The sequence below is a fragment of the Haloferax sp. ATCC BAA-644 genome, assembly GCF_000336975.1.
Taxonomy (GTDB): Archaea; Halobacteriota; Halobacteria; order Halobacteriales; family Haloferacaceae; genus Haloferax; species Haloferax volcanii.
In genome coordinates this window covers 66,589-90,456 of the sequence record NZ_AOLF01000035.1, presented here as the reverse complement: position 1 = coordinate 90,456, position 23,868 = coordinate 66,589, and the positions used below count along the sequence as shown (strand labels likewise).

Sequence of the window (23,868 nt, the reverse complement as noted above, 5' to 3'; positions counted from 1 at the left end):
ACAGACACGATAATGAGTACGATTGAAGTAACGAACCTCAGCAAATCCTACGGAGATGTCACGGCCCTCGACGACGTCTCGTTTACTATCCCGGACGGCGAGTTCGTCGTCGTCCTCGGGCAATCGGGGGCGGGGAAGTCGACCCTCCTCCGCTGTCTCAACGGAATCACCCGCCCGACGAGCGGGTCGATTACCATCGACGACGCGAACGTGATGGGGCCTCGAAACGACGTGGCAATGATATTTCAGCAACACTACATCCTCGGACAGATGAGCGCGTACAGCAACGCGCTCACCGGGGCGCTCGGCCGGACATCGTTCCTCGGCAGCCTGCTCGGCATGTACGACGGCGACGACAAGCAGGAGGCGCTCCGCGCGCTCGAAACCGTCGGACTGCTCGACGAGGCCAACCAGCGCGCCGGGAAGATGAGCGGCGGGCAGCAACAGCGCGTCGGCATTGCCCGCGCGCTGGTCCAGAACCCGAACCTCCTGCTCGCGGACGAACCCGTCGCGAGCCTGGACCCCGCGAGCGCGGAGACGGTGATGCGGTACATCCGCGACGCGGCCGACGAGCGCGACTTGACGACCATCGCGAGCCTCCATCAGGTCAACATCGCCCGCGAGTTCGGCGAGCGGTTCATCGGAATGAAAGACGGACAAATCGTCTTCGACGGCTACCGCGAGGACTTCAACGTCGACGTTATCGACCGCATCTACGGCGACATCGAGACGGAGGCCATCCGCGAAGAACAGGCCGACGAGCCGCCCGAAAACAACGCGGCCGCCACAAGCGGAGGCGAGGTCACATGAGTACTGATACCGACCGAATCGAGGACGCGCTGCGGAACATCCAGATTGCAAAGCGAGTCAGACTGCTGTTTTCAATCGTCGTCCTCGTCCTCTTCGCGTGGTTCTTCACGAACGCGCTGAGCGAGGTCGGCTTTTCCATCGGCGAAATCGTCGAGTACTGGCCGGAGTTCACCGACGCGCTGGGCGACTTCTTCCCGCCGGGGACGCTGTTCGGCGTCATCCCCTTCGTCGACGTCAGCCAGTACTGGGCGTTCATCCAAGAACGGAACCTCCTCCTCCAGTTCCAGGACGGCAACCCCGTCCTCGGCGCGGTGTTCGTCACGTTCGCGATGGGCTTTGCCGGGACGGTCCTCGGCATCCCCGGCGCGCTCATCCTCGGCGTCCTCGGCTCCGAGCGCGTGACGCCGTACCCGTTTAACTTCATCTTCCGCGGGACGATGAGCGTCATCCGCGCCATCCCGGCGCTGGTGTGGGCGCTCATCTACATCCCCCTCGGCGGCGTCTCGCCGTTCACGGCGACGCTCGCCATCGGGACCGACACGATGGGGAACCTCGGTCGCCTGTTCACGGACGCCCTCGAGGAAGTCGAGGACGGCCCGATAGAGGCCATCGAGTCGACCGGCGCGAACAGCCCCCAGAAGGTCGTCTTCGGGATGCTCTCGCAGGTCTTTACGCCCTTCATCGCGTGGACGATGTACATCCTCGAAATCAACGTCCGCATCGGTGTCACGATGGGACTCATCGGCGGCGGCGGCCTCGGACAGGTGCTTCAGACCCAACGCGGTCTGTTCCGGTACACGAACATGATGGCGACGATTCTCGTCATCTTCATGCTCGTCGTCTCCGTCGAGTTCGTGAGCCAGCGGGTCCGGTCGTACATCCGCGGCAACGAGGAAGGGACGAGCCTGCTCAAACTCATCGTCGAGTTCCCGCAGCGGATGGCCCGCTCCGTCTGGGAGTAGGCGTCCGCCCGCTCGGTGACGCACCCGCGGTTCGGTTTTTATCGCTTCCCCGCGTCTCACAGCGTCGCCCATGTCGTCGCCGCCGACTCACTAGGTCGCGTCTCGCCTCCTCGCCGGCCGCCCGCGCCGCGCTCAGAAGTCACCGAGACTGGCCTGTCCGTCCGCGGAGTCCGCGAGCCCCGAGAGGTCGGCGGCGCGCGCGATGGTCTCGAAGAAGCCCTCGCGTTGGCTCCGGTCGTACAGCGTCGCCGCCGGATGAACAGAGAGGAGGACGCGGTAGGAGGCGTCGCCGACGCGGGCGTCCACGACCGACCCGGACTCCTTGGTGATGGCGACGCCGCGGTCGAGCAGGTGTTGCGAGGGGACCTTTCCGAGGGTGACGATTAGCTCGGGGTCGACGAGTTCGAGTTCGCGGGCGAGGTAGCCCCGGCAGTTCGACAGTTCGTCGCTCGTCGGGTCGCGGTTGTCCGGCGGTCGGCACCGCACGCAGTTGGTGATGCGAACGTCGGCGCGGGCGAGGCCGGCCTCGCGGAGCGCGTCGTCCAACACGGAGCCGGAGCGACCCACGAACGGCTCGCCGCCCTCGTCTTCCTTCGCGCCCGGTGCTTCACCGAGGAAGAGCAGGTCGGCGTCGTCGGGGCCGACCCCGTTGACGATGCGACTCCGCGAGTCGACGAGTTCGGGGCATCGCTCACAGCCCGTCACGCAGCGGCCCTCCATGTGTTCCATACTCGGTTCGAGGGCGGGGACGGCTTAATCCCCGGCGAAGCGTCGCGCGGCGCGGGCCGCCATCCGTGCCACGCGAATCGGCTCGGGGCGGCCGCCGGTCGGGGTAAAGCCGCGGACGACTTGCGCGACCTCGTCGCCGTCGCAGCCGGCGGCCCGGACGAACACCGTCTCCCCGTTCACCTCGACGGGTCGGCGGGGCGGAGCTGCGCGGTAGGTGTCGAGTCGCCGGTCGAGCGCCGCGCCCGAGAAGTGCGCCGAGAGCGCGGGTTCGAGTCCCTCGCTCTCCTCGAAAGAGACAGAGAGCACCGGGCGGTCGAGGTCGGCGGCGAGGCGGTCGATGTCGACGAGGTTGAACCACGCGGGAGCGATGCCGGAGACGAGCAGGTAACGTACGTCCTCGCGGTCGAGCGAGGAGTACAGCGCCGCGACGGCGTCGGTCGCGTCGTCGCCGCCGACGGTGCACGTCTCGAAGGCGAGGCCGTCGACGACCCGGTCGGCGCGGACGACCGCGCCGCAGAGGACGCTCTCCGGAGACGGGTCTGTGGAAAAATGAGCGTCGTCAGCGTCGTCCGTGGGTGCGCGCGCCGCCCCGGAGTAGGATTCCGCGACCCCGAGGGCGCGGGACCCCGACTTCACTCGTCTTTAATCTCCTGGAGCCGGTCGAGGAGTTCGTCGTTGGACGCGCCGATTTCGAAATCGACCTCGCCCTCGTGTTTCTCCTCACTCGTCGTGACGCCGTCTTCCTCGTCGAAGTCGACGTTCTGGTCTCCTTGTTCGGACTCGTCGTAGCTCCCAAATCCCATACAGACGTACGTACACGACCGAGCCCCAAAAAGGATTTGTCGCGTGAGCCCGATGTCCGGGGGCGATTCACGCGGCGAGGTGACGCCTCACCCGCCCGATTTTTTCCGGTCGAGCGCGTACGCGGCGGTATGGAAGTCATCCCAGTCACCGCCGACGCCGAGACCTTCACCTGCAACGCCTACCTCGTCCTCGGCGGGCGAACCGTCCTCGTCGACGCCGGGACGATGTCGGGCGTCGAAGACGTCGTCGCAGAACACACCGACGACCTCGACGCGGTGGTCGTCACCCACCAGCACTCCGACCACGTCGGCGAACTCGGCGCGGTGGTCGAGCGGTTCGACCCCGACGTGTACGCCTACGCCGACCACCCGCTTCGGACCCACGAGCTCGGAGACGGCGACCACGTCGCGATGGGCGACGAGTCGTTCGAAGTGGTCTACACGCCGGGCCACGCCGACGACCACGTCTCGCTCGTGAGCGGGCGGTCGCTGTTTTCGGGCGACGTGTTCGTCTACAACGACGGCGCGTTCGACGACGGCAGTTTCGGCCGCACCGACATGCCGGGGCAGTCCCGCGAGCGCCTCATCAGCAGCCTGCACACGCTCCTCGACCGCCTTCCCTCGACCGTCGAGGCGCTGTACGCCGGCCACGGCGACCCCTTCGAGAACGAGGCCGGCGGCGACACCGTCCGCGACGCGCTCGAACGCGCAATCGAACGCGCGGAGCGGCGCGAGCCGAAGTACCCGGAGGCCTGAGATGGCGACCGACGCGGTCACGGAGCCGAGCGACGACCTGACGCGACTGCACTACGTCGGCGTCGCCCTCGCGGCCGTGACCGGCGCGATTCACCTCGTCCTCGGCGCGGGCGCGCTGGCCGCGAACCCCGCCGACCCGCTCGGCATCGCGTTCGTCGGGGCCGCCGCGGGGTTCGCGGCCGGTATCGTCGGCGTCCTCCGCGGCGACGAGCGCCGCCGCTCGCGGGTGGTGTTGCTCGGTATCCCCTTCACCGCCGGGCAGGTCGTCCTCTACGTCGCGCTGAACTGGCCGAATATCTTCGGCATCGGCGGCGTCGCGGACAAACTCGTCCAGCTTGCGCTGCTCGGGGTGCTGTTCGCGCTGTATCGGCGAGACGCCTGAGAGAAGCGTGCGGGCTTACGCGGCGCGGCGTTCCTTCGACTTGGGTCGAAGGTGCTTGTAGCCGCACTTGCGGCACTGCTTTGCCTTCTGGGGGTTGCGCGCGTTGCACCGCATGCAAATCTGCTTCTCGAGCGTCCGCTTCGTCGCAGCGTCACTAGCCATGCATACGAGTCCCGCCGCCGGTCGTATAACGCTTGCGAGACACACCGCCGGCGCTCGCGGCGCGCTCGGCGGTCGTCCGGATGGGTCGGAAAACGCGGCGGTCCGCGGCGCGCTTACGCGCCGGCCTGGCTCAGCGCCGATTCGATGTCGTCGCGCTGGGTGACACCGACGAAGCGGTCGACGATGCCGTCGTCGTTCTCGACGATGAGCGTCGGAAGCGAGCGAACCTGATACTGGTTGGCCACGTCCTGCTCCTCGTCGACGTCGACCTTGACGAACTCGACGGTCTCGTAGTCGCCTTCGAGCTCGTCGAGAATCGGGTCCTGCGTCTTACAAGGGCCGCACCAGTCCGCGTAGAAGTCCAAGAGTCGAACAGTCATCGTATCCCGACGCAACTTGCCCGCCCCGGCGCATAAGGATTACTCATGGACCCGCGGCTCTCCGGTTGTGCGCCCGTCCAGTTCAGTCGAATTCCAGCCGTCTGAGCGTCGAGACGGCCGTCAGCCGACTCGCAAGCCGAGCGGACTCGCCGGCAAGTCGGGAGGCGTTCCGGCCGGGCGACCCCCGGGACCGGAGTGAGCCGAAACGTTTAGGCGGCGGACGCACGGACGATGGAACATGAGCAAGGGCCAGAACAGCGGCGGTCTGATGTCGAGTGCGGGCCTCGTCCGCTACTTCGACGCGGAGGACCGCAACGCGATTCGAGTCAACCCCAAGACCATCTTCGCCGCGGGGGCGCTGTTCGGCATCGGCGTGCTGGTGCTGAACTCGCTCGCGTTCTGAACCGCGCCGACCGCCGAACGGACGCTTTTTGTCCACGGCTTCCCGAGACCCGTCTATGACCACGCTACGCGCCGGTGTCGTCGCCGTGCAAGGCGACGTGTCCGAACACGCCGACGCCGTCGAGCGGGCCGCCGAGGCCCACGGCGTCGACGCCGAAATCGTCGAGATTCGAAGCGACGGCCTCGTCCCCGACTGCGACGTGTTACTCATGCCGGGCGGGGAGTCGACAACCATCTCCAGACTCCTCGAACGCGAGGGCATCGCCGACGAGATTCGCGCCCACGTCGAGGCTGAAAAGCCCGTCCTCGCCACTTGTGCCGGCCTCATCGTCGCCTCCCGCGACGCCAAGGACGACCGCGTGACGACGCTCGACCTCCTCGACGCGACGGTCGACCGCAACGCCTTCGGCCGGCAGGTCGACAGCTTCGAGGCCCCGCTGGACGTGGCCGGTCTCGACTCGCCGTTCCCCGCGGTGTTCATCCGCGCGCCCCTCATCGACGAGGTCGGCGAGGGCGTCGAGGTGCTCGCCGAGTGGGACGGCAACCCCGTCGCCGTCCGCGACGGCCCCGTCGTCGGCACGTCGTTCCACCCCGAGTTGACGCCCGACAGCCGCCTCCACGACCTCGCGTTCTTCGACGAACTGGCGGTCGAAATCGACGCCTGAGCGGCCGGCTAACTGGCTGAGTGACGGCCGCTCGCCGGAACCAGAGGGTCTTTTTCCGCGCCCGCCCGTCGTGCGACCATGGACGCCGACACCCCGACCGACGAGGTCTTGGACGAACTCTTTGCGACCATCGAGTCGCGCAAAGCCGACCTCCCCGAAGACTCCTACACGACGACGCTTTTCACCCACGAGAAAGGCGAGAACTACGTCCTCGAAAAGCTCGGCGAGGAGACGACGGAGACCATCCTCGCGGCCAAGGACGACGACGGCGAGGAACTGCTCTACGAGAGCGCCGACCTCGTCTACCACCTGCTCGTCCTGCTGTCGATGAAAGACGCCTCGCTCGACGACCTGCGCGACGAGCTGAAAGCCCGCTTCTGAGACGGGGTCCCACGACCGCGACCGCGACCGCGACGACGACGCCGGTAGTCGCTCGCCGCGCCGACGCCCGCAGTTCCCGGACGAGACGGCCCGATTGCAAAGCACCAAGAGCGTGCGTTTACGATAGCGCACCCTCTCGATGCACGCCCCTCGAACCCGCGACTCCCAGTCCGCTCCCGCGCACCCCACACCCCACCGCGCCGCGTCCGCCTCCCGAGGGTCGGCGGCGTGAGTCGGCTGTTCGGCGGCGACGAGCCGTCAGTCGAGTTCGTCGCGGGCAGCCTCATCGCGGGCGTCTTCTTCGGCGGCGTCGGCGCGGGCGTCGCCTTCCCGACGCTCCCGACGCTCGGCCCCATCATCGGCATCACGCCGTTCGTGGTCGGTCTCATCCTCTCGGCCAACCGGTTCACCCGGCTGGTCGTGAACACGCCCGCCGGGCAGATACTCGACCGGATGGGGACGCGCCGGCCGATGATAGCCGGCTTCGTCGTGCAGGGGCTGTCGCCGTTCGGCTACGTCCTCGGGCTGAACCCCGGGCCGATTCCGCTCGACAGCGCGACCGTCTTCCTCCTGTCGCGGGCCTGCTGGGGCGTCGGCTCGGCGTTCGTCTTCGTCGGCGCGTTCAGCACCATCACCCACGTCACCTCGGACGGAAACCGCGGGAAGTGGGTCGGCTACATGCGCGGCGGGCAGAGCCTCGGCTTCCCCGCGGGCCTCGTCGTCGGCGGCCTCGTCACCGACGCGTTCGGCTACGCCACCGCGTTCGCCGTCGCGGGGTGCGCGGGGCTGTTCGCCGCCCTCGTCGCCATCTCCGTCCTCCCGGACGTGAAAACCGACGTGACGGCGGCGAGTTCGCTCCGCGAGGTGCCGCGGCTTGTCAGCGCCGACATCCGCATCTTCACCGTCGGCACCGTCAACTTCGCCGTCCGATTCCTGTTTTCGGGCGTCCTCCTCTCGACGGCCGTGCTGTACGCGACGGCGAACGACATCTCGCTCGGCGGGCTGTCGGGGGCCGGCGTCAGCGGCGTCGTGATGGCCGTCGGCGTCGTCGCGTCGAGCGTCACGACGCTCGCCGTCGGTCGGTACTCCGACCGCCTGTCGAACCGCGCGGCGCTGACGCTCCCCGCGCTGGCCGTCCTCGCGGCCGGGTTCGCCCTGCTGGCGCTCGTGGCGACGCTCCCCTCGACGCTCGCGGGCGTGGCGCTCATCGGCGTCGGCGTCGGCGGGTCGAACCCGCCGCTGTTGGCCTACCTCGGCGACCTCAGCCCGGCCGACGACGTGGGCAAACTCGGCGGCGTCTACAACGTCTTCGGCGACTCGGGGTCGACGCTCGGCCCGCTCGTGGCCGTCCCGCTGGCCGAGGTGGTCGGCTTCCGCGTCGAGTACCTCGCCTGCGTCGCGCTCGTCGTCGTGGTCGGACTGCTCGTGGCGCGGACGCTCTACGGGGAGGCCGCGACGCTGCCGCGGTCGGGACTGTCGTGAAAACGGGATTCGGACGCGGGTCGGACGGCGCTACTTGAACCGGATGCCGAGGTCGTGCAGGCCGTCGTTGTTCTGTGCGACGTTGATGAGAAGCGGGGTGATGCCCTCGATTTCGGGGGCGTTGGCGAGGCCGCCGCCGTCGAGCGCGCGGAGGCCGTCGATGCCCTCGGCGAGCAGGCGCACCGTCTCTTTGGCGTCCTCGTCGTCGGCGACGAGGAGCGTGTCGATGCCGAGGTCGGCGTCGAGGTCGGCCAGTCGGCCGGCCGCGAGGTTGTGGAACGCGCCGACGACCGGCACGTCGTCGGGGGCCGCGTCGGCGACGAGCGCCGTCACGCTCCCGGCCTTCGGCGGGTGATAGTGGAAGCCGTCATCGTCGCGCTTCATGCCCGCCGCGGGCGTAACGAGCACGTCGCCCTCGGACAGAGAGTCGGAAACGGCCTCGACGGTGTCGGAGACGTGGTACGGCGGCACGGCGAGGACGACCACGGAGGCGCGGTCCGCGGCCATCTCGTTCGTGAAGCCGTTTACCTTCACGTCCCGGCCGCGGCTGGAGAGTTCGGTCTCGTACTCGTCGGCCTTCGCGCGGGCCTTGTCGGGGTCGCGCGACCCGATGATGACCTCGTGGTCGGTGTGGTAGGCCCAGCGGAGGGCGAGGCCCTCGCCGATGTCGCCGGTCCCACCGAGGAGTGCGATTCGCATACTCACACCTGCGGACCGAACCGACCTAAAGGGTTGTGCGACCGGTCGGTTCTGCCTGTGTTCGGGAGCGGGCGGAGCTACGGGCGTTCGTCGTCGGACTCGAAGAGCGCCTGCACCCGCTCGAAGCCGTCGCGGTAGACGAGCCACCACGCGACCACCGGGGCCAAAAGCAGGAGCGGGCCGACGAGGAACAACTGCGTGAACGGGTCCGGCGGCAGGAGGTACGTCCCGACGACGACCACGAGCGCGTCGAGCGCGAGCAGTGTGACGACGAAGGCGCGGAGGTGTCCCATCAGTCGAGCAGGTCCGGAACCTCGTTCACGTCCTCGACGACGGCGGCCGCGCCGATTTCGGAGAACTTCTGTCGGCCGTCGTCGCCGGTCAGGCCGCCCGAGAGGACGCCGACGCCGTAGTAGACGCGCTCGGGGTCGGCGGCGTCGGCGTTCAGCGCCGTCTTCACGTCGTCGAGGGTGTCGCCGACGAAGACGACCGAGTCGGCTCCGAGGCGCTCCGCGACCGTTACGAGCGCGGCGGGGTGGGGCTTGCCCTCCTCCCAGTCGTCCATCGTGAATCGGTGGTCGTCGGCCACGTCGAGGGCGACGCGGTCGAGCGCGATGTCGGCCTCGGCGGCGGGGCGACCCGTGACGACGCCGAGTTCGCGGTCGCCGAAGGCGTCGAGCGTCTCCGGGCGGAGGAGCACGGGTTCGTCGTGGATGTAGCCGGCGGCCTCGAACGGCGGCTCGCCGCCTTCGAGGTCGCGGTAGCGGTCGCTCCCGAGGTAGAGCGCCTGAAACGTCTCGCGGAGCGCCTCGGGGTTCCACTCGTCGAAGACGACGCTCGGCTCCGAAAGCAGGGCTTCGACGGCCGCCTCGGCGGCGTCGAGGCCGCCGCCGCGGGCCTCGATTTCGTCGGTGAACGCGGCGACCGACAGGTCGGTCTCGCGGGCGGCGAGGACGGACAGCGCCGCCGCGTAGGTGAGTTCCCAGTCGTTGTTGAAGCCGCCGGCGTCCTTGAACAGCTGGACCTCATCGCGGGAGATGGTCGTGCCGTAGTGTCGGTCCACGGATTCGACGATGGCGCGCCGGTAGGAGTCGGCGACGTCGACGAGCACTCCGTCGATATCGAGGACGACAGCGTCCGCGTGCATACCGGAAGCCCGCGACGAGCGGGCAAGTGCCTTACTCTTGGGACCGGGCGAGCTAGTCCCACCGGGCGCGCTGGTCCCGCCGTCCGCGCTCGGCGGCGTACAGGGTGTCGCCCGGCAGCGACTCGCGGGCGACCGGAATCGAGGGCTCGTCGTAGCCGAGCGTGGTGAACAGGAAGTCGGCGTCGGCGCGGCGGGCGACCTCCGCGGCGGGGCGGTGGAGTTCGACGGGGACGTTCAGCGCGTAGACGACCTCGGCGGCGGCGTAGGGGCCGAGGTCGGCGGCGTCGGCGCGGGCGAACACGTCGTCGCGGACGAACGAGACGCCGTCGGGGACGGTGAAGTCGTGCACGTCGACGGCGACCACGTCGACCCCGCGGGCGGCGAGGGCGGCCGCCACCGACGGCTCCCGGCCGACCCCGACTTCGACCGCGCGGTCGTACCCCGACAACCGTCCGACGAGCGCGTCGCGCAGCGATTTTTTCACGTCGGGATATTTATGAAGCGTCCCCGCTTAATCCCTCGCATGCTCGTCGATATCGTGCCTATCGGGGATATTTCTGCGGCCGTCAAGCGGGAGGCATCCGCCGGACTCCGCTCCGTCTACGACTGCGACGTGACCGTGCAATCGAATCAGGCGATACCCGAGGGCGCGTTCGACCGGAGCCGAAACCAGTACCGGGCCGAGCAGTTCATCGAGCTGGCGAGCCGCATCGGGCGCGGCGAGAAGAACATCGGCATCACCGAAAAAGACCTCTACTACCGCCGCCGAAACTACGTCTTCGGCCTCGCGTACCTCAACGGCAACGGCTCCGTCATCTCCACGTACCGTCTCCAAACCTCCAGCGACGGCGGCATCACGAACAAACCCGCCGAAGAGGTGCTGTCCGACCGCGTGCGAAAAGAGGTCGTCCACGAAATCGGCCACACCCTCGGCCTCGAACACTGCGACAACAACAAGTGCGTCATGTCCTTCTCGCCGACGGTCCGAGAGGTCGACGTGAAAGAAGAGAACCTCTGTGGCACTTGCAGTCGGCTCGTCCACTAGCGCCCGAACGCGAGTCCCGCCCGTCTCGTCTCGTTCCGTCTCGACTCACCCTTTTTCTCGTCTCGACACCTGTATTCAGGTATGAACTTCGTCGTTGCAGTAGACGGGTCTGCGGCCGCCGACAGAGCGCTCGACCACGCGCTCGCCATGCTCGAACCGCTGGGTGCGACGGTCACAGTCGTCCACGCGGTCGAACCGCAGGTCCTCGTCGAAGGCGGCGAGGAGCCGGTCGCGGGCGTCGCGGGGACCGGCGACCGTATCGTCGCCGAGAGCCTCGAAGACGCGGAATCGCGCGCCGAACGCGTCCTCAACGCGGCCGCCGAACGCGCCGCCGACGCCGGCGTCGACGCGGCCACGGAGCTCCTCTACGGCGACCCCGTCGAGGCGATTCCGGCCTACGCCGACGAGGCGGACGCGGACGGCATCTTCGTCGGCCACCGCGGCCTCTCGAAGCGCTACGAGGGACTGGTCGGCAGCGTCGCCAAGGAACTCGTCGAACGGGCGTCCTGCCCCGTCACCGTCGTCCGCTGAATGCGACGACTCGACGGCCGAAACGGCGGCGGCCAACCCCTTCGGACCGCCCTCGCGCTCTCGCTCGTCACCGGCGAATCGTTCGAGATGACGAACGTCCGCGGGAACCGCTCGACGCCCGGGCTGAAGGCCCAGCACGTCGCCTGCGTCTCGGTCGCGGCGGCCGTCTCGAACGCCGCGGTCGACGGCGGCGAGGTCGGCTCCTCGACGCTCCGCTTTTCGCCCGGCGACGTGCGAGCCGACCCGGTCGAGGTCGCCGTCGGCACCGCCGGGAGTGCGACGCTCGTCTGCGAGACGCTCCTCCCGGCGGCCGTCGCCCTCGACGACCCGATTTCGCTCGCTGTCACCGGCGGCACCGACGTTCGGTGGTCGCCGCCGGCCGACTATCTCCGGTACGTGAAGCGCCCGCTGTGTTCGGCGTTCGGCGTCGAGTTCGGCGTCTCGGTGCCTCGCCGCGGCTTCTACCCGGCCGGCGGCGGCACGCTTTCGCTCCGCATCGAGCCGGCCGAGCCGGTCCCCTTCCAACGGACTCGCCGCGCGGACCCCGACGAACTCCGGGTCTACTCGGTCGAAAGCGACTCGCTCGCGGACGCCGCGGTGGCCGACCGACAGGTCGAGGGCGTCCGCGACGCGCTCGCCGAGGCGGGCGTCGAACTCCCGGTTCGCGCCGCGGTCTCGTCGGTCGAAAGCGACTCGCCCGGGTCGGTCGTGGTCGTCGTCGCGCGGGGAGAGGATGACGAGAGCGCCGGCGACGGCTCCGAGTCGGTCGTCGCCGGCTTCGATGCCTCCGGCGAGCGCGGCACGCCGGCCGAGGCGGTCGGGTCGCAGGCGGCCGCGTCGTTTCTCGACTGGCTCGGCGGCGACGCGCCCGTGGACCGTCACATGGCCGACCAGCTGCTCGTCTGGGTCGCGCTCGCCGGGGGTCGCGTGCGAATTCCCGCCGTCACGGACCATGTGCGGACGAACCTCGACGTGATTCGAGCCTTCGGCTACGACGTGACGCTTCAGGCGGGCGACGACAGCGACGGTGCGGTCGTGGAGTCCGACGGCGGCCGGTGACCGGGAGACCCGTTTTCGGCCGTTTCAGGGCGCGTATTTTCCGGTCAGTTGCGTCTCGGCGGTGACGTGTCCCGCGATGGCGCGTTTCAGGTCGGCTTTCGTCGCACCGGCGTCGAGGTCGAGGGAGGTGTCGAGCGCGTACAGCAGGAACCGATAGGTGTGCTCGCCGTCCGGCGGGTTCGGGCCGCCGTAGCCCGTCTCGCCGTAGCTGTTAGTCCCCTCGACCGCGCCCGGCGGCGTCTCGCCCGCCTCGATGGCCTCGATGTCGGGGTCGATGTTCCAGACCAGCCAGTGGTCCCACACCTCGCCCGCGGGTTTCACCGCGTCGGGGTCGTCCATCACGAGGGCGAGCGAGGCGGTCCCGGGGGGCACGCCGCCGATTCGGAGCGGCGGGCTCTCGTTTTCGGTCGCGTAGCCGTGGGTGCGGGGTATCGGGCTTCCGTCGTCGAACGCCGGGCTGCGGAGGGTGAGCCCGCGGCGGCGCTCGCTCGAATCGCTCGATATCATACCCTCTCGTTGGGCGACCAGCGACAAAATTACTCGTTCGGGAAACCCGACGCGTCAGCGGTTGCGAACGACGCGAACGCCGATTCCGTCGGGGTCGGAGACGACGAGCGACTCGGTCGCGGTGGACCCGTCGGCCGCGTCAGTCGCGTCGCCGTCGCCGGACCCGGGCTCGTCGGACCCGTCCCGTTCGACCTCGTGGCCGGCGCCGACCAGCGACTCGCGGACCGCGTCGAGCGTCGCGGCGTCGGGGACGACGACTTCGAACCATTCGATGCCGCGGCTTTCGCCGGCCGGGGCGCTTCGGGTGTTCCAGCTGTTCAGGCCGACGTGGTGGTGGTACTCGCCGGCGGCGACGAACGCCGCGCCGGGGTAACCCTCGTCGCGGACGCGCATCCCGAGCGCGTCGACGTAGAACTCCCGCGACCGGGCCACGTCGGTGGCTTCGAGGTGGACGTGGCCGAGGTCGGTGCCGGCGGGCGCGCGCTCGTCGCCGGCGGCGTCGGCGGCGAGCGCCCCGAGGTCCAACGAGAGCGTGTCCATCGACACCCGGCGGTCGTCGGTCCACGGCCACTCCTCGCGCGGGCGGTCGCGGTAGACTTCGACGCCGTTGCCCTCCGGGTCGCGGAAGTACAGCGCCTCGCTGACGAGGTGGTCGGACGCGCCGGAGAGGGTCGCACCCGTGTCGCTGGCGCGGGTTCGGGCGCGGGCGAGCACGTCACCGAGCGCGCCGCGGTCGGGCACGCGAACCGCGAGGTGGAACAGCCCGGCCTCCCGGCGACCGCGCTCCGGGGCGTCGGAGTCCTCGTCGAGGACGACGACAGGCGTCTCGCCGGCCGAGAGCACCGCCCGCGACCCGTCGCGGTCGCGTTCGACAGCGAGGCCGACCACGTCGCGGTAGAACGGGAGGACGCGGTCGAGCGAGCCGACGCGGAGCGCGACCCGGCCGAGGTGGGTGTCGTCCGTGAGCGAGCCGTCGGATGGGGAATCGTTCGTCATACCCACCTCTTCGAGCGTGGCCGTGAAAACGCCCGCAGTAACATCGGAGTCACTCGCGGCGCGGCGTGTAACCGGGGGGAGGGAGCGAAGAACGGAGAAACGGAAGGGTGGAAACGCGAGCGAACGGGTACCGAGTCGCTATTCGGCGTAGTAGTACTCGCCGGCGCGCTTCTGCTCGCGGTCGAGCTGCGAGTCGGGCTTGTTGATGCGCGGGCGCTGGGTGCGCTCGTCGCGGCGGAACGTGATGTCGAGGTCCGACAGGAAGTCGTTCATGCCGTCGCGCATCTCCTGGGGCTTCGAGGCGTGGCCCTCGATGGACGGCTCGCCGTCGAACACCATCAGGCGGTCCGCGAGCAGGTCCATCATGTAGATGTCGTGGTCGATGACCATCACCGTCGCGTCGTGGTTCTCGGCGTAGCGGCGGATGGCCGAGGTGGCCTGCACGCGCTGTTCCACGTCGAGGTGGGCCGACGGCTCGTCGAGCAGGTAGAGGTCGGCGTCCTGCGAGAGACACGCCGCGATGGCGACGCGCTGGCGCTCGCCGCCCGAGAGGTCGGTGAGGTTGCGCTCCATGATGCGGTTGAGTTGGAGCGGGTTGGCGATTTCCGTGTTCCAGTACGACGAGCCGAACTGGTCGGTGATAGACGAGAGGAACGCGTCGACCCGCATCGGCTGGTCGATTTCGATGTACTGCGGCTTGTAGGAGATGTCGAGCGCGAAGTCGAGGTCGCCCGCGTCGGGCGTCAGGTCGCCCGTAAACAGCTGTGCGAGCGTGGACTTCCCGATACCGTTCGGGCCGACGACGCCGAGCACTTCGCCGTTGTAGATGGTGCCGGATTCGACTTCGAGCGAGAACTCGCCGTCGCCGTAGGACTTGGCGAGGTCGGGGTACTCGACGAGGGGTTCGGCCTTCGTCGTCTCCCGGGGCGCGTGCTCCTCGAAGGTGATGGCCTCCGGGCGGATGCGCATGTTCTCGTTCGAGAGGTAACCCTTCAGGTACTCGTTGATGCCGTTTCGGACCGACTTGGGGTCGGTGATGACACCGTACGCGCCGGGCTCACCGTAGGCGACGTGGAGCGTGTCGGCGAGCAGGTCGAGGATGGCGAGGTCGTGTTCGACCACGAGCACCGCGCGGTCTTCGTCCTCCGCGAGTTCGCGGATGAGCCGCGCGGCGGTGACGCGCTGGCCGATGTCGAGGTACGGCGAAATCTCGTCGAGGAAGTAGAAGTCGCGGTCGCGGGCGAGCGTCGCCGCGAGGGCGACCCGCTGAAGCTCGCCGCCGGAGAGCGTCTCGATGTCGTTGTCGACGACGGGACCGATGTCGAGACGGTCGATGTAGGAGTCGAGCGCGCCGCGCTCGTCGGTCGCTTCGAGGAGTTCGCGCGCCGTCCCGTCGAACTGCTTGGGAATCTGGTCGACGTACTGCGGCTTGCGCGCGATGGAGACCTCGCCGTCGCGGACCTCCTCGACGTAGTTCTGGAGTTCGGTCCCGCGGAAGCGGTCGAGGACGGCCTCCCACGTCGGGTCGTCGTCGTAGTTGCCGAGGTTGGGGACCATCTCGCCAGCGAGGGCGCGGACGGCGGTCGTCTTCCCGATACCGTTCGGGCCGAGGATGCCCGTGACCGACCCGGCCTCGGGGACCGGAAGCCCGTACAGCGAGAAGGCGTTCTCGCCGTAGCGGTGGGTCGGCTCCTCGTCGAGCTCCGACGGGAGGTTGATGATTTCGATTGCGTCGAAGGGGCATTTCTCGACGCAGATGCCGCAGGTCTCGCCGAGACAGATTTCCTCGGAGATGCGCACCTGGTCGGGGCCGCCCTGCTCGGCGTCCTCGCCGCGGAGCGTGATGCACTCTTTGCCCGTCCGGTTCGGCGGACAGAAGTTCGAGCACTCGTAGCTACAACGGTCCGGGGAACACCGGTCCAAGTCGACGACGGCGATACTATCGTCGGCCATCGTTAGAGCTGAACACCCGAAGTCAGCAGGATGGCGAACGTGATGAACCAGAGCGCGAAGGTCATGAACACCACGTAGAGGTAGTCCTTCGCGCCGAACCCGTTGACGTCGACGCCGACGACGCGAAGCACGGGGAACTGGATGAGGACGAGCGCCCCGAGGATACCCACGGCCAACTGATTGGTCGCGGCCTCGGGACTCGTCCCCACCACAGCACCCGAAACCACCGCGGCGGCGATGCCGGCGAGGCAGGCGAGTGTCGTGACCGTCACTCCGCGAATGTGACTGGAGAGTCCGGTCTGCGTTTCCGTGGCCATGTGTTCCCGTGCGATATCCGGCGTCAAAAGGCGTTCGTTCCTCCCGCCGCCCCCGGATAAAGCGTTGTCGGCCGGTCGCAGGCCAACAAGGTTTATGCTGGTAGCGCGTTTCGATTCGTAACGATGGCTGGAACAGAAGAGGAGAGTCTCGACGACCTCCCACCGAGTGCGAAGCTCGTTTTCAAAGTGCTCGAATACAACGGTCCGCTCACCCAGAAAGGCATCGTCGAAGAGTCGATGCTCTCGGCGCGAACCGTTCGCTACGCGCTCGAACGACTGGAGGGAATCGGTATCGTCGACGAGGACGTCTACTTCGCCGACGCCCGACAGAACCTCTATCAGTTGACCGATCTCGCGCCGCAGCAGGCGCAGGCCAAAGCCGACGGCGGCAAGGAAAAGGCCTGCTGCGCCGAGTAATCAGAACCGCCGCGGAACCACCGCACGCTTCGCAGTCGGTGTCGTAAGAGACCAGTTGCGACGTGTCGACCCGGTCGAACTCCGACCGACGAAAACGACGATTCGGCCGTTCTGTTAGGCCGGAACGACCGTAATCTGCTGTTTTCTGTCGATTGCGTTCTCCAGTTCCTCGGCGATGGCGCTGCCGCGGGAGACCTGAATGTCGCCGCCGCGCCCGACCGTCGCCGTGAACAGGTACTCCCCGTCGGCGCGGACCTCGACCGTCTCACCGACGTGGCCGTCCATCCGAACGACGACGTGCCGCGAGGTGACCTCGGGCGTCACGACGACGCCCTCGTCGGTCCCGCCCGCGGAGGCTGACGCGCCGGACTGTCCGCCGGCGTTCGCACCCGCGTGCTGTCCCGACGACGAGGGCTTTTCGTCGTGGGTCCGCACGTCGATATCGATTCCGAGTCGGTCTTCCACGTCTGAGATGCGGCCGCCGCCCTTCCCGATGACGTAGGAGATATCGTCCTCTTCGACGTAGACGACCGCGCGGTTCTGGCCCTGCAAGTCGACGTCGACGTGGCCGCGGGCGATGGAGCGAATCTCCCGTTCGATTTCCTGTTTCGCCAGCCGGGAGACGCCGCTTTCCTTCTCCTCGCCGTCCTCACCGAGCGGGACGGTGACGACCTGCCGGTTGAACGTGTAAATCTCGTACTTCGGGGTGCCGGTCTCGAAGTCCCGAATCTGGATGACCGGGCGGGCGAGGTCCTCCGCGAAGAGGCCCTCGGGCACCTTCACCTCGGTGCGCACGTCGTACACCGTGTGGACCTCGCCGTCTTCGATGTAGACGACGGTGTCGACGACCTGCGGAATCATGCCGAGTTCGACCCGGCCGACGAGGCGCTGGAGCGCGTCGATGGCGCGGGTGGCGTGGACGACGCCGACCATGCCGACGCCCGCCAGCCGCATGTCCGAGAACACGGAGAAGTCCTCGGTCTTTCTGACCTCGTCGTAGATGGTGTAGTCGGGGCGCACGAGCAGCAGCGAGTCGGCCGTCTTCGCCATGTCGCCGCCGAGGGCGGTGTACTGGGTGATGTCGGGGCCGACCTGGAGGTCGCGCGGCTTCTCCATCGTCTTGACCGCGTAGTCGCTGTCGTTGAGGAACTCGGCGACAGCCTGCGCGAACGTGGACTTCCCGGCCCCGGGCGACCCGGCGATGAGGACGCCGCGCTGGCGCTCGGAGAGTCGGTCGCGGAGTTCGTCGGCGAACTCGTAGTCGTCGAGTTCGGTCTTGACGATGGGCCGGACGGCGGTGATTTCGATGCCGTCGGCGAACGGCGGACGGGCGACCGCGATGCGGTAGTCGCGGAACTGGACGATGTCCATGCCCGGCTCGGAGAGTTCGACGAAGCCGTCGGTGGCGGCGCGGGCGGAGTTGACGATGTCGTCGGCCCACTCCTTCATCGTCGCCTCGTCGGTCGGCTCGTCGGCGATTGGCTGGTAGTGCATCTCGCCGACCGCGCCGCGTTTGGCCTTCGGGCGGGTGTCGGTCTTGAGGTGGACCGACATGGTCTGGTCGTCGAAGAACCGCTCGATGATGAGCCCGCCGGAGCCGCGGACCGCGGCCTCGACGTACTCGACCGAGACGCCCTTCGCCTTCGCCACTTCGGCCTGCACCACGTCGCTCGTCAGGAGCGTCGCCGACCGCTCGGTGGCGATGTCGCGGATGAGCGCGTCGATGTCGCCCTCGCCGGCACCTTTCGTCTCGCCCGAACTCGGGCGACGGCCGACGTACGTGAGGTCGATGACGCCGTCGTCGGCGAACTCTGCGAGGCGCTGGAGCTCCGAAAGGCCCTCCCAGCCCGTGTCACGGCCGTCGTTGGCCTGCGATTCGAGTTCGCTGACGACCGCCTCGGGGACGAGTACGTCGGCACCCTCGTAGGTGCCGTCGTCGACTCGCTCGGACACGCGACCGTCGATGACCGCGCTCGTGTCCGGCACTATCTTCATGCGCGTGAGTTTGGGCGGGTGACGGATAAGGTTGTAGATAAAAGCGGTGACACCGCCGGCGGGGCGTCGGGTGGTACCGCGTCCCGCGTTCCGCGCCCCGCGTCCTGCGGCCCCGACTCAGTCGTCGCCCGGCGCGACGGCTCGCTCGCCGTCGACCACCTCGAACGACTCAACGAGGTCGTCGAGGTCGGTCGCCTGCGACGACAGCACCTCGGTCTGGTCCGCGAGGTCGCCGATGGACTCGGACTGCTCCTGTGCGGTCTCGACGACGGTTCGCGACTGGCCGGCGGTCTCCTCGGAGATGTTCGCCACGTCGTCGACGCGGGCGGCGATGTCCGCCGCCGACTCGGCCTGCTGGTCGGTCGCGGCGCTCACCTCGGCCACGCTGGCGTCGATATCCGTCACCATGTCCACGATGGTCTCGAACTCGCTGATGGCCTCCGTGACCGTCTCCAGACTGTCGGCGACCTGCCGGTTCATCTCCCGCACGTCGGCCAGCGTCTCCTCGGAGTGCTCGGTGATGTCTGCGATGAGGCCCGAGACCTCGTCGGCGGAGTCGCGGGTCTCCTCGGCGAGCGACTTGACCTCCTGTGCGACGACGCCGAAGCCGTCGCCGGCCTCGCCCGCGTGGGCGGCCTCGATGGCCGCGTTGATGGCGAGCAGGTCGGTCTGCGAGCCGACGTGGTCGATGAACGCCGCGATTTCGTCTATCTCCTCGATGCTCTCGGTGAGTTCCGCGACGGCGTCGGCGGTGCGGTCGATGCGGGCCTCCACGGTGTCTAACTCCTCCATCGCCTCGGTCGCGGCGGCGCGGCCGACTTCGCCGCGCTCGGAGGCCGTCTCGGCCGTGGTGGCGACCTCGTCGGCGGAGGCGGCTATCTCCTCGACGGTCGCGGAGAGCGTGTTGAGTTCGTCGGAGACCGTCTGGAGGTGTTCGGTCTGCGCCCCCGCGCCGTCGGAGATTTCGGTGACCGAGGCGGCGACTTCCTCGCTGGCGGCGTCGGCCCGGCGGACGTGCTCGCGGGCGGTCGAACTCATCTCCGACACCTCCTGTGCGAACGACTGCACCTCCCCGATGGTCGACGAGAGGGTGCGGACGAGGTCGTTGTAGGTCGCCGCGACCTCCGCGTACCGCTCGTCGTCGACGCCCCAGTCGTCGGTGTCGATGGTGGCGGTGAGGTCGCCCGCCTGCGCCCGCGAGGTCGCCTCGGCGAACGCCTCCACGAGGTGCTGGAGGTTGCGGGTGTAGTCCGCGAGGTCGCGCTGCATCCGGTCGAGCGCGTCACCGAACTCGCCCGGTAAGTCCTCGTCGAGCGCCGGGTCGTCGAACCGCTGGTCAGCAAGCGCGCCCGCCTGCGAGGCGACGACGCAGAGGTGGTCGTGCATCGCGCCGAAGTCGTCGGCGAGGCGAGCCACCTCGTCGGTGCCGCTCACGTCCGGGGGACGGACCGACAGGTCGCCCGCCGCGACGCCCGCGGCCGCCGACGAGATGGACTCGATTGGCGAGACGATATCTTTTCGCGTGATGATAATCGTGTTGGCGAACGCGAGGCCGGAACCGAACAGGAGGAGCGCCGAGAGTTCGAGTCGGAGCGCGCCGGTCGCGACCCACGGAAGCGCGGCCTGCGCGATCGAGACCGCGAACTGGATTGCGACGGCGGCGACGACCTTTCTCTCGACCGAATCCGAGATGCCGAGCGCGTCCATGCTTCCCCAGAGCAACCGTTCGTATGTCGAGACGAGTCGCATACTCCGACGTGTGGGGTATACGTCATAAGCCGGATCGGGTATTCTCGGAATTTGATAACGGTCTCCCCGCGGGGCGGCGCGAGGGAGTGCCCGGCCGCAGTCGCGACGGGTCCGTGGCGGGACTGCCGGACGCCACACGCTTTTGGAGCGACCCGCCGACGGGCCGGCATGGACGAACTCCGCGACCTCACGGAGACGCTCGTGTCGGTGCCGAGCCACGAGGACGAGACCGCCGCCGGCGACGCCATCGAATCGTGGCTCCGCGAGGAGACCGACGCCGACGTGACCAGAGACGACGCGGGGAACGTCGTCGCCCGCGTCAACCCCGGCGTCGGCGAGTCGCTCGCGCTCGTCGGCCACCACGACGTGGTTCCGCCGGCCGACCGGCAGACCACGGACGACGGCGACTACGTGGTCGAGACCCGCGGCGGCCGCCTCTACGGCCGCGGCGCGGCGGACATGAAAGGGGCCGTCGCGGCCTCGATGCTCGCCTTCCGCGACGCCGCCGCCGAGGCCGATTCGGAGGTCGTCTTCGCCTCGTTCGTCGGCGAGGAAATCGGTGGGGAAGGCGTCCGCGCCGCCCTCGACGACGGCTTCGAACTCGACTACGCCGTCGTCGCCGAGGGCTCGACGAACTACACCGGCCCGGACCGGACGGACGTGGTCGTCGCCCATCGGGGCCGCCGGGCGAGTACCCTCGTCGCGTCCGGGACCGCCTGCCACGCCAGCGAACCCGAGCGCGGCGAGAACGCCGTCTACCGCGCGACCGACGCCGTGGACGTTGTCCGCGGCCTCTCCGTGCCGGACGCCGAGGTCCTCGGCCACCCCGTCTCGGGGAGCATCGCCGTCACCGAAATCGATGGCGGGAGCGCGTGGAACGTCATCCCCGACCGCTGCGAGGTGACCATCGACGAGCGGACCGTCCCCGGCGGCTTCGCTGACCTCGCGCTGGCGGCGGAAATCGAGGGCGTCGAGTGGGTCGTCGAACAGGACCTCCCGCCGATGGCGTGCGACGACGCCGAGTTCGCTGAGCGCGTCCTCGACGCCGCTCGGACGGTCCACGAGGCCCGCAGCGACACGGAGCCGGCGCAGACGACGAAGCCCCACGCGACCGACGCCGGGTGGCTGGCGCAGGCGGGCACGACCTGCGTCGTCTACGGTCCCTCGGAACCCGGCGAGGCGCACACGAAAGACGAGAGCGTGTCGCTCGACGTGCTGGCGCGGTGTTACGAGACGTACCGTGACCTCGTTGAAGACTGGTGAGAGCGGTCAAATCCGCCGGCGACGACGCCTGAACACGCCACCCGCGACGACGACCGACAAACCACCGGGCGGGACTGAAAGGGGCCGCGAGCGAGGGCGAACCCCGGCGGCGTGAGCACCGCAGGCCGGAGGCCGAGGAGCGCGCGTCGCCGCGGGAGTCGTCGCTCGCGGGGGCTTTCGTGGTGGTGTCGGTCGAGGCTGTCGCGTCGTTGGAGCCGGTCGCTATCTCGCCGGAGTTGATAGCGCGACCAGTTAGGGCGAAGACCAGCGACAACTGCGCAGCAAAACCCCGCCACGATGCCCGGCTCCTGCGGTTTAATACGCCTCCGAGACCACCGTTCGTACCATGGCACAGTCCTCCGCGGAATCCGACTCGGAGTCGGCGTACGACCGACTCCTCACGAAGTACAAGCGAATCGCCAACGTCGAGAACGCCGGCGGCATCCTCTCGTGGGACCAGCAGGTCATGATGCCCGACGAGGGGACGCCCGCGCGCTCCCAGCAGATGTCCGCGCTCTCCGCCTTGAGCCACGAACTCCTGACCGACGACGAGTTCGGGGACCTCCTCGACGCGGCCGAGGCCGACGACCCGACCGACGAGCAGGCCGACGTGCTGCGCGAACTCCGCCGCGACTACGAGCGGGCGGCCCGCGTGCCGAACGACCTCGTCGAGCAGATTTCGGCGGCGTCGTCGGAGGCCATCCCGGCGTGGAAGCAGGCGAAAGCCGAAGACGACTTCGAGAAATTCGCGCCACATCTGGAGAAACACGTCGAACTGAAGCGGCAGTACGCCGAGCACATCGACCCCGACCGCGACCCCTACGAGGTGCTGTTCGAGGACTACGAGCCGTGTCTCCCGCTCGAACAGGCCGAGGAGATTCTCGCAGAGGTGCGCGAGGTGCTCGTCCCGATGATAGAGGACATCCGCGAGTCCGACACGGACCTCGCGGTGGACGCCTTCGAGGGCGAGTTCCCCGAGGACGACCAGGAGGAACTCGTCCGCGACGCGCTCACGACGCTCGGCTACCCGTGGGAGCGCGGCCGCCTCGACACCGCCCCGCACCCGTTCTCGTCGGGGACGCAGTTCGACGCCCGCGTGACGACCCGCTACGACGAGTCAGACGTGCTCGGGTCGCTGTTTTCGACCGTCCACGAGTTCGGCCACGCGCTGTACACGCTCGGCCTGCCCGACGAGCACTACGCGACCCCGCTCGGTGAGGACCGCAACCTCTCGGTCCACGAGTCGCAGTCGCGGCTCTGGGAGAACCACGTCGGGCGCTCGCGGGCCTTCTGGCGGCACTTCCTGCCCACGCTCGAAGACCGGTTCCCCGAGGTCGACGCGACGGTCGAGGAGGCCTACGAGGCGGCCAATCAGGTGTACGACGACAACCTCATCCGCGTCGAGGCGGACGAACTGACCTACCACCTCCACATCGTCATCCGGTTCGAACTCGAACGCGACCTCATCGCCGGCGACCTCGCCGTCGAGGACGTGCCGGAGGCGTGGAACGACAAGTACGAGGAGTATCTCGGCATCCGGCCGGACACCGACTCCGAGGGCTGTCTGCAGGACATCCACTGGGCGTACGGGAACTTCGGCTACTTCCCGACCTACTCGCTCGGCTCCATCATGGCCGCCCAACTGTTTTCGGCCGCAGAGGAGGAAATCGACGACCTCGACGGGAAACTGACCGACGGCGAGTTCGACGACCTCCGGGAGTGGCTCCGGGAGAACGTCCACCGCCACGGCCGGCGCTACGAGACGAACGACCTCGTGAAGCGAGCCACCGGCGAGGCGTTCGCCGCCGACGACTTCCTCGACTACGTCGAGTCGAAATACGGCGCGCTGTACGACCTGTAAGCGAGCGGAACAGTCCGCCGCAGTCGCCCGATTTTCGACGACTCGGAGTCGTCGTAGGAACTAAATAGGGGTATGCCATATCATACCATGTATGGCCTCAGCACCCAGTGACGACTTGTTCGACCAGTTCTTGACCGACCGCGGTCACGAGACAGAACCGGCACGCTGGGACCGATCCTATAACAAGTTGCAGTGCCCCGACTGCGGGGCCCTGCACGACATGGGCGCGGCGACCTGCTCCGTCTGCGGGTGGGTGCCGGAGGCCTGACGCGTCCGAACTGACCACGCCACGAGCACCTGTTCTCGACGGTTTCTCACCCGTTCGGTGAGCCGTCCGCGAACGCCCGGCGAGTACGCTACTCCGGGCGCGTTCGCCCTCGTCCGAAGCACGTCGCTTATCACCGATAAGACCGTG

30 protein-coding genes are annotated in these 23,868 nt (G+C 68.5%); 15 read left to right on the top strand and 15 right to left on the bottom strand.

Annotation, left to right across the window (positions count from 1 at the left end; translation table 11 throughout):
* Positions 1-12 precede the first annotated feature (12 nt).
* Entirely contained in the window at positions 13-810 is a 798-nt protein-coding gene (gene phnC / locus C458_RS15535) for a phosphonate ABC transporter ATP-binding protein (RefSeq protein ID WP_008577119.1), read from the top strand.
* Positions 807-1,772, top strand: coding sequence for a phosphonate ABC transporter, permease protein PhnE (phnE, locus tag C458_RS15530; RefSeq protein WP_008577116.1), 966 nt, complete (start codon positions 807-809; stop codon positions 1,770-1,772). Before phnC ends, phnE begins: the two co-directional genes overlap by 4 nt.
* Before the next feature lie 132 nt (positions 1,773-1,904).
* On the opposite strand, the gene C458_RS15525 is transcribed toward phnE, so the two are convergent.
* Genes C458_RS15525 through C458_RS15515 form a run of 3 tightly spaced genes read right to left on the bottom strand, consistent with a single transcriptional unit; the run spans position 1,905 to position 3,304 of the window.
* Complete coding sequence (locus C458_RS15525; protein ID WP_008577113.1) at positions 1,905-2,501, bottom strand: uracil-DNA glycosylase family protein; 597 nt, start codon at positions 2,499-2,501, stop codon at positions 1,905-1,907.
* A gap of 24 nt (positions 2,502-2,525) precedes the next feature.
* Positions 2,526-3,137, bottom strand: a complete 612-nt coding sequence (locus C458_RS15520) for a DUF99 family protein (RefSeq protein WP_008577110.1) — start codon at positions 3,135-3,137, stop codon at positions 2,526-2,528.
* Complete coding sequence (locus tag C458_RS15515) at positions 3,134-3,304, bottom strand: DUF5786 family protein (protein WP_004044482.1); 171 nt, start codon at positions 3,302-3,304, stop codon at positions 3,134-3,136. The genes C458_RS15520 and C458_RS15515 overlap by 4 nt, the downstream gene beginning before the upstream one ends.
* Before the next feature lie 129 nt (positions 3,305-3,433).
* Between C458_RS15515 and C458_RS15510 the strand changes: the two genes are divergently transcribed.
* On the top strand, positions 3,434-4,060 hold the full coding sequence (locus tag C458_RS15510) for an MBL fold metallo-hydrolase (protein WP_008577109.1): 627 nt from the start codon (positions 3,434-3,436) through the stop codon (positions 4,058-4,060).
* 1 nt (position 4,061) lies between these two features.
* Positions 4,062-4,442 carry a hypothetical protein gene (locus tag C458_RS15505; RefSeq protein WP_008577108.1) on the top strand — a complete coding sequence of 127 codons (381 nt, stop codon included), beginning with the start codon at positions 4,062-4,064 and terminating at the stop codon, positions 4,440-4,442.
* A 15-nt stretch (positions 4,443-4,457) separates the two neighbouring features.
* On the opposite strand, the gene C458_RS15500 is transcribed toward C458_RS15505, so the two are convergent.
* Both C458_RS15500 and trxA read right to left on the bottom strand, forming a co-directional pair.
* The gene (locus C458_RS15500; RefSeq protein ID WP_004044485.1) at positions 4,458-4,604 is read right to left on the bottom strand and encodes a 50S ribosomal protein L40e; all 147 of its coding nucleotides are present in this window, start codon (positions 4,602-4,604) and stop codon (positions 4,458-4,460) included.
* Between the two features lie 113 nt (positions 4,605-4,717).
* Complete coding sequence (gene trxA, locus C458_RS15495) at positions 4,718-4,999, bottom strand: thioredoxin (RefSeq protein WP_394295201.1); 282 nt, start codon at positions 4,997-4,999, stop codon at positions 4,718-4,720.
* 223 nt (positions 5,000-5,222) lie between these two features.
* Between trxA and C458_RS15490 the strand changes: the two genes are divergently transcribed.
* From C458_RS15490 to C458_RS15475, 4 genes are all read left to right on the top strand, one after another.
* The gene (locus C458_RS15490) at positions 5,223-5,387 is read left to right on the top strand and encodes a preprotein translocase subunit Sec61beta (protein ID WP_004044487.1); all 165 of its coding nucleotides are present in this window, start codon (positions 5,223-5,225) and stop codon (positions 5,385-5,387) included.
* A 55-nt stretch (positions 5,388-5,442) separates the two neighbouring features.
* Positions 5,443-6,051 carry a pyridoxal 5'-phosphate synthase glutaminase subunit PdxT gene (gene pdxT / locus C458_RS15485; protein WP_004044488.1) on the top strand — a complete coding sequence of 203 codons (609 nt, stop codon included), beginning with the start codon at positions 5,443-5,445 and terminating at the stop codon, positions 6,049-6,051.
* A gap of 78 nt (positions 6,052-6,129) precedes the next feature.
* Positions 6,130-6,432 carry a phosphoribosyl-ATP diphosphatase gene (hisE, locus tag C458_RS15480; protein WP_004044489.1) on the top strand — a complete coding sequence of 101 codons (303 nt, stop codon included), beginning with the start codon at positions 6,130-6,132 and terminating at the stop codon, positions 6,430-6,432.
* Between the two features lie 228 nt (positions 6,433-6,660).
* On the top strand, positions 6,661-7,914 hold the full coding sequence (locus C458_RS15475; protein ID WP_008577106.1) for an MFS transporter: 1,254 nt from the start codon (positions 6,661-6,663) through the stop codon (positions 7,912-7,914).
* 30 nt (positions 7,915-7,944) lie between these two features.
* On the opposite strand, the gene npdG is transcribed toward C458_RS15475, so the two are convergent.
* The 4 genes from npdG to C458_RS15455 all read right to left on the bottom strand — a co-directional run bounded on the left by npdG (position 7,945) and on the right by C458_RS15455 (position 10,244).
* Positions 7,945-8,613 carry an NADPH-dependent F420 reductase gene (gene npdG, locus C458_RS15470; RefSeq protein WP_008577105.1) on the bottom strand — a complete coding sequence of 223 codons (669 nt, stop codon included), beginning with the start codon at positions 8,611-8,613 and terminating at the stop codon, positions 7,945-7,947.
* Positions 8,614-8,690: 77 nt separating this feature from the next.
* The gene (locus C458_RS15465; protein ID WP_008577104.1) at positions 8,691-8,906 is read right to left on the bottom strand and encodes a hypothetical protein; all 216 of its coding nucleotides are present in this window, start codon (positions 8,904-8,906) and stop codon (positions 8,691-8,693) included.
* Positions 8,906-9,760: a TIGR01548 family HAD-type hydrolase gene (locus C458_RS15460; RefSeq protein WP_008577103.1), complete on the bottom strand. Its 855-nt coding sequence runs from the start codon at positions 9,758-9,760 to the stop codon at positions 8,906-8,908. Before C458_RS15460 ends, C458_RS15465 begins: the two co-directional genes overlap by 1 nt.
* Before the next feature lie 52 nt (positions 9,761-9,812).
* Positions 9,813-10,244 carry a UPF0146 family protein gene (locus C458_RS15455; RefSeq protein WP_008578473.1) on the bottom strand — a complete coding sequence of 144 codons (432 nt, stop codon included), beginning with the start codon at positions 10,242-10,244 and terminating at the stop codon, positions 9,813-9,815.
* Between the two features lie 39 nt (positions 10,245-10,283).
* Here C458_RS15455 and C458_RS15450 point away from each other — a divergent pair, with 39 nt between their 5' ends.
* The 3 genes from C458_RS15450 to rtcA all read left to right on the top strand — a co-directional run bounded on the left by C458_RS15450 (position 10,284) and on the right by rtcA (position 12,395).
* Entirely contained in the window at positions 10,284-10,805 is a 522-nt protein-coding gene (locus C458_RS15450; RefSeq protein ID WP_004065304.1) for an archaemetzincin family Zn-dependent metalloprotease, read from the top strand.
* 81 nt (positions 10,806-10,886) lie between these two features.
* Positions 10,887-11,336 carry a universal stress protein gene (locus C458_RS15445; RefSeq protein WP_008577100.1) on the top strand — a complete coding sequence of 150 codons (450 nt, stop codon included), beginning with the start codon at positions 10,887-10,889 and terminating at the stop codon, positions 11,334-11,336.
* Positions 11,337-12,395: an RNA 3'-terminal phosphate cyclase gene (gene rtcA, locus C458_RS15440; protein WP_008577099.1), complete on the top strand. Its 1,059-nt coding sequence runs from the start codon at positions 11,337-11,339 to the stop codon at positions 12,393-12,395.
* Between the two features lie 24 nt (positions 12,396-12,419).
* On the opposite strand, the gene C458_RS15435 is transcribed toward rtcA, so the two are convergent.
* From C458_RS15435 to C458_RS15420, 4 genes are all read right to left on the bottom strand, one after another.
* Entirely contained in the window at positions 12,420-12,902 is a 483-nt protein-coding gene (locus C458_RS15435; protein ID WP_008577098.1) for a YbhB/YbcL family Raf kinase inhibitor-like protein, read from the bottom strand.
* A gap of 54 nt (positions 12,903-12,956) precedes the next feature.
* Positions 12,957-13,898 (bottom strand): VOC family protein, encoded by a 942-nt coding sequence (locus C458_RS15430; RefSeq protein ID WP_008577097.1) that lies wholly within the window; start codon positions 13,896-13,898, stop codon positions 12,957-12,959.
* 138 nt (positions 13,899-14,036) lie between these two features.
* On the bottom strand, positions 14,037-15,851 hold the full coding sequence (locus C458_RS15425) for a ribosome biogenesis/translation initiation ATPase RLI (RefSeq protein WP_008577096.1): 1,815 nt from the start codon (positions 15,849-15,851) through the stop codon (positions 14,037-14,039).
* A gap of 2 nt (positions 15,852-15,853) precedes the next feature.
* Complete coding sequence (locus C458_RS15420) at positions 15,854-16,168, bottom strand: hypothetical protein (RefSeq protein WP_004044501.1); 315 nt, start codon at positions 16,166-16,168, stop codon at positions 15,854-15,856.
* Positions 16,169-16,291: 123 nt separating this feature from the next.
* Here C458_RS15420 and C458_RS15415 point away from each other — a divergent pair, with 123 nt between their 5' ends.
* Positions 16,292-16,585, top strand: a complete 294-nt coding sequence (locus C458_RS15415) for a helix-turn-helix domain-containing protein (protein WP_004044502.1) — start codon at positions 16,292-16,294, stop codon at positions 16,583-16,585.
* Between the two features lie 114 nt (positions 16,586-16,699).
* On the opposite strand, the gene C458_RS15410 is transcribed toward C458_RS15415, so the two are convergent.
* Both C458_RS15410 and C458_RS15405 read right to left on the bottom strand, forming a co-directional pair.
* Positions 16,700-18,580, bottom strand: a complete 1,881-nt coding sequence (locus tag C458_RS15410; protein ID WP_008577095.1) for a PINc/VapC family ATPase — start codon at positions 18,578-18,580, stop codon at positions 16,700-16,702.
* A gap of 117 nt (positions 18,581-18,697) precedes the next feature.
* Positions 18,698-20,329, bottom strand: coding sequence for a methyl-accepting chemotaxis protein (locus C458_RS15405; protein ID WP_008577093.1), 1,632 nt, complete (start codon positions 20,327-20,329; stop codon positions 18,698-18,700).
* 168 nt (positions 20,330-20,497) lie between these two features.
* Here C458_RS15405 and C458_RS15400 point away from each other — a divergent pair, with 168 nt between their 5' ends.
* The 3 genes from C458_RS15400 to C458_RS18900 all read left to right on the top strand — a co-directional run bounded on the left by C458_RS15400 (position 20,498) and on the right by C458_RS18900 (position 23,721).
* Positions 20,498-21,592, top strand: a complete 1,095-nt coding sequence (locus tag C458_RS15400; RefSeq protein WP_008577091.1) for a M20 family metallopeptidase — start codon at positions 20,498-20,500, stop codon at positions 21,590-21,592.
* 346 nt (positions 21,593-21,938) lie between these two features.
* The gene (locus C458_RS15395) at positions 21,939-23,453 is read left to right on the top strand and encodes a carboxypeptidase M32 (RefSeq protein WP_008577089.1); all 1,515 of its coding nucleotides are present in this window, start codon (positions 21,939-21,941) and stop codon (positions 23,451-23,453) included.
* A 91-nt stretch (positions 23,454-23,544) separates the two neighbouring features.
* Positions 23,545-23,721, top strand: a complete 177-nt coding sequence (locus tag C458_RS18900; RefSeq protein ID WP_004044508.1) for an HVO_0416 family zinc finger protein — start codon at positions 23,545-23,547, stop codon at positions 23,719-23,721.
* Positions 23,722-23,868: the final 147 nt, after the last annotated feature.